The 5,500-nt window shown below is 65.9% G+C and carries 8 protein-coding genes; 6 read left to right on the top strand and 2 right to left on the bottom strand.

Annotated elements, in window-relative coordinates:
• The coding region (locus tag ENN83_RS08235; protein ID WP_414707638.1) for an SRPBCC family protein at positions 1–414 on the bottom strand (414 nt) is incomplete at its 3' end.
• Between the two features lie 108 nt (positions 415–522).
• A complete protein-coding gene (locus ENN83_RS08230; RefSeq protein ID WP_287185870.1) occupies positions 523–1,038 on the bottom strand; it encodes a DUF3280 domain-containing protein in 516 nt (171 codons plus the stop codon).
• Between the two features lie 205 nt (positions 1,039–1,243).
• On the opposite strand from ENN83_RS08230, the gene ENN83_RS08225 reads away from it, so the two are divergent.
• The 6 genes from ENN83_RS08225 (at position 1,244) to ENN83_RS08200 (ending at position 5,493) form a co-directional block, all read left to right on the top strand.
• Complete coding sequence (locus ENN83_RS08225; RefSeq protein ID WP_414707637.1) at positions 1,244–2,215, top strand: ABC transporter substrate-binding protein; 972 nt, start codon at positions 1,244–1,246, stop codon at positions 2,213–2,215.
• Positions 2,216–2,224: 9 nt separating this feature from the next.
• Positions 2,225–2,974: an ABC transporter permease gene (locus ENN83_RS08220; RefSeq protein WP_287185868.1), complete on the top strand. Its 750-nt coding sequence runs from the start codon at positions 2,225–2,227 to the stop codon at positions 2,972–2,974.
• Positions 2,971–3,582: an ABC transporter ATP-binding protein gene (locus tag ENN83_RS08215; protein ID WP_287185866.1), complete on the top strand. Its 612-nt coding sequence runs from the start codon at positions 2,971–2,973 to the stop codon at positions 3,580–3,582. The genes ENN83_RS08220 and ENN83_RS08215 overlap by 4 nt, the downstream gene beginning before the upstream one ends.
• Positions 3,579–4,316, top strand: coding sequence for an ABC transporter ATP-binding protein (locus ENN83_RS08210; protein WP_287185864.1), 738 nt, complete (start codon positions 3,579–3,581; stop codon positions 4,314–4,316). Before ENN83_RS08215 ends, ENN83_RS08210 begins: the two co-directional genes overlap by 4 nt.
• On the top strand, positions 4,313–5,104 hold the full coding sequence (locus ENN83_RS08205; RefSeq protein WP_287185862.1) for an ABC transporter permease: 792 nt from the start codon (positions 4,313–4,315) through the stop codon (positions 5,102–5,104). Before ENN83_RS08210 ends, ENN83_RS08205 begins: the two co-directional genes overlap by 4 nt.
• Before the next feature lie 176 nt (positions 5,105–5,280).
• Positions 5,281–5,493, top strand: a complete 213-nt coding sequence (locus ENN83_RS08200; protein ID WP_287185860.1) for a hypothetical protein — start codon at positions 5,281–5,283, stop codon at positions 5,491–5,493.
• Positions 5,494–5,500 lie beyond the last annotated feature (7 nt).

Genomic DNA, 5,500 nt, shown 5'->3' with positions numbered 1-5,500 from the left:
CGGAAACAACTCATAGACCGCTGTCACGGCCCTGATGGCGGCCTCGTCGTTCAATTCGGGGGGCGGATCGTTGTTGGGATAGCCGCGATAGAAGGCGCCGCGCCATTCAACGACCGACCCGCCACCATCGCGCGGCTTGACCGTCAGATGCGCGGAATAGTTCGTCACCGGCAGCACCTCGACCGCGACCTCGGTAATCCGGCAGGAATAGGTCATCTTCTCGGCATCGTATTTGTAGAGCTCTTCGGAAATGGTCGGCCCGTCCGCCGCGCCAAGCGTCAGCACCCGCGTTGCATCGACCGCGTTGCCGCCCTCGCCGGTCGTGGCGTGGACAGCCGGGTGCCAGCCCATGTCCTGAAAGTCGCCCACGACCGTCCGGATCTCGGCCGGTTCGGCGGCCAGTTCGGTGGTCACGTCGACCTTCTGGCGCGTCGGCCCATGCGCCAGCAGCCAGCGCGGGAACCGTCACCGCCACGGCCGTCAGCGCGGCCAGAAAGCCATGGAACTTCACGAAATCCTCCCTCATTCCTTGAAGAAATTGTTTTTCAGGATGTAGCGCATGCCCCGAAGCCAGGAATCGTCGGTGTTCGAGCGGATATCGACGGACATCCCCCGCACCATTGCGCCGGTTTCGACATCGCGCATCACCAGGTTCATCGACAGGATAAGGTTCGACACCTTCTGCACCTCGCCGACCAGGACGTAATCGGCGCCCAGCTTGTCGGCGATCCGCAACTCGCAGCCATAGTAGTTGGCGGGGTTCTTGATGCGGGCCAGATCCTCGGCAACCGGCGCGTTGTCCATCAGCGCAAGCCCCTCGGTGCCAAAGCGTACGCGCACCTCGTCCTCCAGCAGAACGACGCGCGCCTGTTCGTCTGCGCGCGCGCCGAAATAGTCGCCCTCGGTCGAGGTATCCAGAAAGGTGATGCCGAAGAACGCCACCTGCCCGTCGCGGTCCAGTGGGGCCTGCGCCGCAAGCGGGGCCGCGGCCAGAGCGATCAGGGCGGCAAGAGCCGCAAGCAGGGGGCGTAGGTTCATCGTCCAAGATTATCCCCGCCCGGACAGGTCGCAATGCGCCTTAAGTATCGGTTTCCCGTTTGCTCTGCGCTCTGGCACGATCCTCGAAACTTTGCCTGCGCTGCCGGGGAGGGGGCTAGCGGCGCTCATGCCCGCCGGTCAGGACGTTGCAGGGCGGACAAGAACGACACCGGAAATGCGCGCTGAAACCGGGAGGAAGATCATCTTGAAGCGACTAACGGGCGCGCTTGCGGCCGCGCTGGCGCTATGCAGCGCCGCCGCTGCCTGGGCCGAGGATTTGCCGAGGCTGCGCGCGGCGGTGTTGCAGTTGGGCACCGTGACCTGGGAACTGACGACGATCATGGAAAACGGGCTCGATACCGCGAACGGGTTCGAGCTGGTGCTGTCGCCCTTTGCCGATAACGGCGCCACGCGCGTCGCGGTCGAGGGAGGCGAGGCCGACATGATGGTGGTCGACTGGATCTGGGTCGCCCGCCAGCGCGCCGTGGGCCGCGACTATGTCGCGATCCCTTATTCGCGGGCGGTGGGCGGTCTGGTAGTGCCCGCGGACAGCCCGGCGCAAAGCCTGAAGGACATGGCGGGGGCGAAGATCGGTATCGCGGGCGGACCGCTGGACAAGAGCTGGCTGATCCTTCGCGCCTATGCCGCGCGCGAATACGGCATGGACCTGGCCGCCGAGACCGAACAGGTCTATGGCGCGCCACCGCTGATCTTCAAGGCGGGGTTGTCGGGGGAAACCGGCGGGGCAATCAATTTCTGGCACTTCCTCGCCAAGATGAAGGCCGCGGGGATGCGCGAGCTGATCTCGGTGGCGGATGCCTCGGCTGCGCTGGGGCTCGATCCGGATACCCCGCTTCTGAGCTATGCGCTCAAGGAAAGCTTTCTGGCCGGGAATCCCGGCATCGCCGAAGCCTTTTACGCCGCCTCGCGCGAGGCCAAGGCGATGCTTCTGGAAAGCGACGCGGCGTGGGAGGCGATCCGGCCCCTGATGAACGCCGCCAACGATGCAGAGTTCGAGCGGCTGCGCGACGATTATCGCGCGGGGATCCCGGCGCCGGGCAATGTCGATCCCGAAGCGGCGGACCGCTTTCTGGCGCTGATGGCGGAACTGGGCGGCGAGGAACTGGTGGGGCGGGCCACGACCCTGCCTGCGGGCCTGTTCCCGGAACTGGAGTGAGCGGCGGCGATGCTTGGCCGCCTCGCCGTCCCGGCGATCTCGCTTTCTGGTCTGCTGCTCTTGTGGGTCATCGCCGCGGCGCTGACCGCCGATCCGCAGATCCTGCCCCAGCCCTTTGCGCTGGTGGGGCCATGGCTGGCCGAGACCCGCTCGGGCGCGCTGCCCCATCACCTGGGCCAGACGCTGGTCCGGGTGATCTGGGCGTTCTGCCTTGCGATGAGCCTGGGGTTGATCCTCGGCCTGCTGATGGGCCGGTTCGAGCGGCTGAACCGCTGGCTCGATCCGTGGCTGGTGGTGTTCCTGAACCTGCCCGCGCTGGTGCTGATCGTGCTGTGCTATCTGTGGATCGGGCTGAACGAGACCGCGGCCATCGTGGCGGTGACGCTGAACAAGGTGCCGAATGTCACCGTCACCATCCGCGAAGGCGCGCGGGCGCTGTCGGGCGATCTGGACGCCATGGCGCGGGTCTATCGCATGTCCGGCTGGGCGCGGCTGCGCCATGTGCTGCTGCCCCAGCTTGCGCCTTTCGTGGCGGCGGCGGCGCGGGGCGGCGTGGCGGTGATCTGGAAGATCATCCTGGTGGTCGAGTTCCTGGGCCGGTCGAACGGGATCGGCTTCAAGATCCACCTTTACTTTCAGCTGTTCGACGTGGGCATGGTGCTGATCTACGCGCTGTCCTTCATCGTGGTGATGCTGGCCGTCGAATGGCTGATCCTGCAACCCTGGGAGCGGCGCGCGCGGCGCTGGCGGACGGCATGATCCGGGTCGATATCCGCGCCAAGTCCTTTGGCGATACCCCCGTTCTGGGCCGCGTCGCCCTCGAGGTCGCCAAGGGCGAGACGGTGGCGATCATTGGCCCCTCGGGTATCGGCAAGACGACGCTCTTGCGTATCGTTGCCGGGCTGGATGACAGGTTCGAAGGCACGGTCGAGCGGCCCGGCCGGATCGCGATGGTGTTCCAGGAACCGACGCTTCTGCCCTGGCGCAGCGTGTTGCAGAACCTGACGCTGGTTCATCCGGGCCTGACGCGTCGGGCGGCGCGCGACATGCTGGCTCGGGTCGGCATCGGCGACAAGGCGCATGCCTTTCCCGGCCAGCTTTCCCTGGGCCAGCAGCGGCGGCTGGCCCTGGCGCGGGCCTTTGCCGGGCATTCCGAGCTTCTGATCATGGACGAGCCCTTTGTTTCGCTCGACCCTGCCACCGCCGAGACGATGCTGGCGCTGACCGAGCGGCTGATCGCCGAGGAGCGGCCAGCCACGTTGTTCGTGACCCATTCCCGCGCCGAGGCCGAGCGCCTCGGCACCCGGATTCTGGACCTTGCCGGCCGGCCCGCTATCCTCTCACCTGCCCAGGGGCAGGACATATGACCCGCTCCACCGCCCTTCGCGTTTCCAATGTCAGCCTGTCCTACGGGGCGAAAAGGGCGCTGGACGATGTGTCCTTCGCGCTGGGCCGGGGGCGGTTCTGCGCGCTTCTGGGGCCGAACGGGGCAGGGAAATCGACGCTGTTCTCGCTGCTCACGCGGCTTCTGGTGACGCGCGAGGGCAGGATCGAGGTGGCGGGCTTCGACCTGGCCCGCAACCCGCGCGCAGCACTTGCCCGGATCGGGGTGGTGTTCCAGCAGCCGACGCTGGATCTGGATACGACGGTCATGCGCAACATGCGCTATTTCGCGGCGCTGCACGGCATGGCGGGGCGTGGGGCCACCGCGCGGATCGACGCCGCGCTGGACCGGCTGAACATGCGCGAGCGCGCGGACGAGAAGGTGCGCGCGCTGATTGGCGGGCACCGGAGGCGGATGGAGATTGCCCGCGCGCTGATCCATGCGCCCGAGGTGCTGTTGCTGGACGAACCGACCGTGGGTCTGGACACCGCCGCGCGCCGGTCGATCACCGCCCATGTCCACGATCTGGCGGCCGAGGGGCTGACGGTCCTGTGGGCCACCCATCTGGTCGACGAGATCGAGCCTTCGGACGATGTCGTGGTGCTGAACCGCGGCCGGGTGCTGAAACAGGCCAGTGCAGCCGAGATTGCAGGCGAGGGCGATCTGATCGACGCCTTCATCGAGATGACCGGCGGCAATGACGAGGCGGCGGCATGAACGCCTGGACGATCGCGCTTTACGCCATCGTGCTTCGCGAGGCGATGCGGTTTCTCCAGAACCGCGGCCGCTTCCTTTCGGCGCTGGTGCGCCCGCTGGTCTGGCTGGTGATCTTTGCCGCGGGGTTCCGCGCGGCGCTGGGCCTGTCGATCACGCCGCCCTACCAAACGTATATCACCTACGAGGTCTACATCGTCCCGGGCCTTTGCACGATGATCCAGCTTTTCAACGGGATGCAGTCCTCGCTCTCGCTGGTCTACGACCAGGAAATGGGCTCGATGCGGCTGTTGCTGACCTCGCCCCGGCCGCGCTGGTGGCTTCTGTTCTGCAAGCTGATGGCGGGCGTGGCGGTGTCGCTGTTGCAGGTCTATGCCTTTCTCGGCATCGCCGCGCTGATGGGCATCAGGATGCCCGCGATGGGCTATGTCCATGTCCTGCCGGCGCTTGTCCTCAGCGGGCTGATGCTGGGTGCGCTGGGGTTGCTGATCTCGTCCACGATCAGGCAGATCGAGAATTTCGCGGGCGTGATGAATTTCGTCATCTTCCCGATGTTCTTCCTGTCGACCGCGCTTTATCCTCTGTGGAAGATGGCCGAAGCCTCGCGGCTGCTGCGCGACATCTGCGCGGCGAACCCCTTTACCCATGCGGTCGAACTGATCCGCTTTGCGCTTTATGCGCAGTTCAACGGCTGGGCGTTGCTGTTGGTCGGGACTGGGGCGGTTCTTTTCTTCCTGCCGGCACTCCTGGGCTATGACCCGGCGCGGGGATTGATGCGGCGCAAGGGATAACCGCGTTCTGCCCGGGATTCAGGCAGCGCAGGGCGAAATCGCCGCCGATTTCTGCTTTGCATGTGCAGCATGGCTTTTGCTGCGAGGCAGCATTTCGGAGGGCGCGCGGTCGGTTAACCATCAATGCAGAATCGCCTGCCATCCTTTCGGCCGGAACCGGAAAGCGCGAGGTCGCCATGATCGAACTTGTCTTCGTCGCCTGCTTTGGACTGGCGCAGAATGAACAAGGGGCCTGCGAGGAACGCAGCCTCATCTATACCGACATCTCACCCATGGCCTGCATGATGGGGGCCCAGCCGGAACTGGCAAAATGGGTCGAGACGCATCCGAACTGGACCGTCGCCAACTGGAAATGCCGGTATCTGAACACCGCCCGGCGCAAGGTCTGATCCCGCG

The organism is Rhodovulum sp. (genome assembly GCF_011048875.1).
Classification (GTDB): Bacteria; Pseudomonadota; Alphaproteobacteria; order Rhodobacterales; family Rhodobacteraceae; genus Rhodovulum; species Rhodovulum tesquicola.
The sequence above is the reverse complement of the archived record's forward strand: the minus strand, read 5'-3'. Positions and strand labels throughout refer to the sequence as shown.

Excerpts from the sequence above, each read along its gene's own strand:
- ENN83_RS08230 (WP_287185870.1), bottom strand. The coding sequence starts at position 1,038 with ATGAACCTACGCCCCCTGCTTGCGGCTCTTGCCGCCCTGATCGCTCTG.
- ENN83_RS08220 (WP_287185868.1), top strand. The coding sequence starts at position 2,225 with ATGCTTGGCCGCCTCGCCGTCCCGGCGATCTCGCTTTCTGGTCTGCTG.
- ENN83_RS08215 (WP_287185866.1), top strand. The coding sequence starts at position 2,971 with ATGATCCGGGTCGATATCCGCGCCAAGTCCTTTGGCGATACCCCCGTT.
- ENN83_RS08210 (WP_287185864.1), top strand. The coding sequence starts at position 3,579 with ATGACCCGCTCCACCGCCCTTCGCGTTTCCAATGTCAGCCTGTCCTAC.
- ENN83_RS08205 (WP_287185862.1), top strand. The coding sequence starts at position 4,313 with ATGAACGCCTGGACGATCGCGCTTTACGCCATCGTGCTTCGCGAGGCG.
- ENN83_RS08200 (WP_287185860.1), top strand. The coding sequence starts at position 5,281 with ATGATCGAACTTGTCTTCGTCGCCTGCTTTGGACTGGCGCAGAATGAA.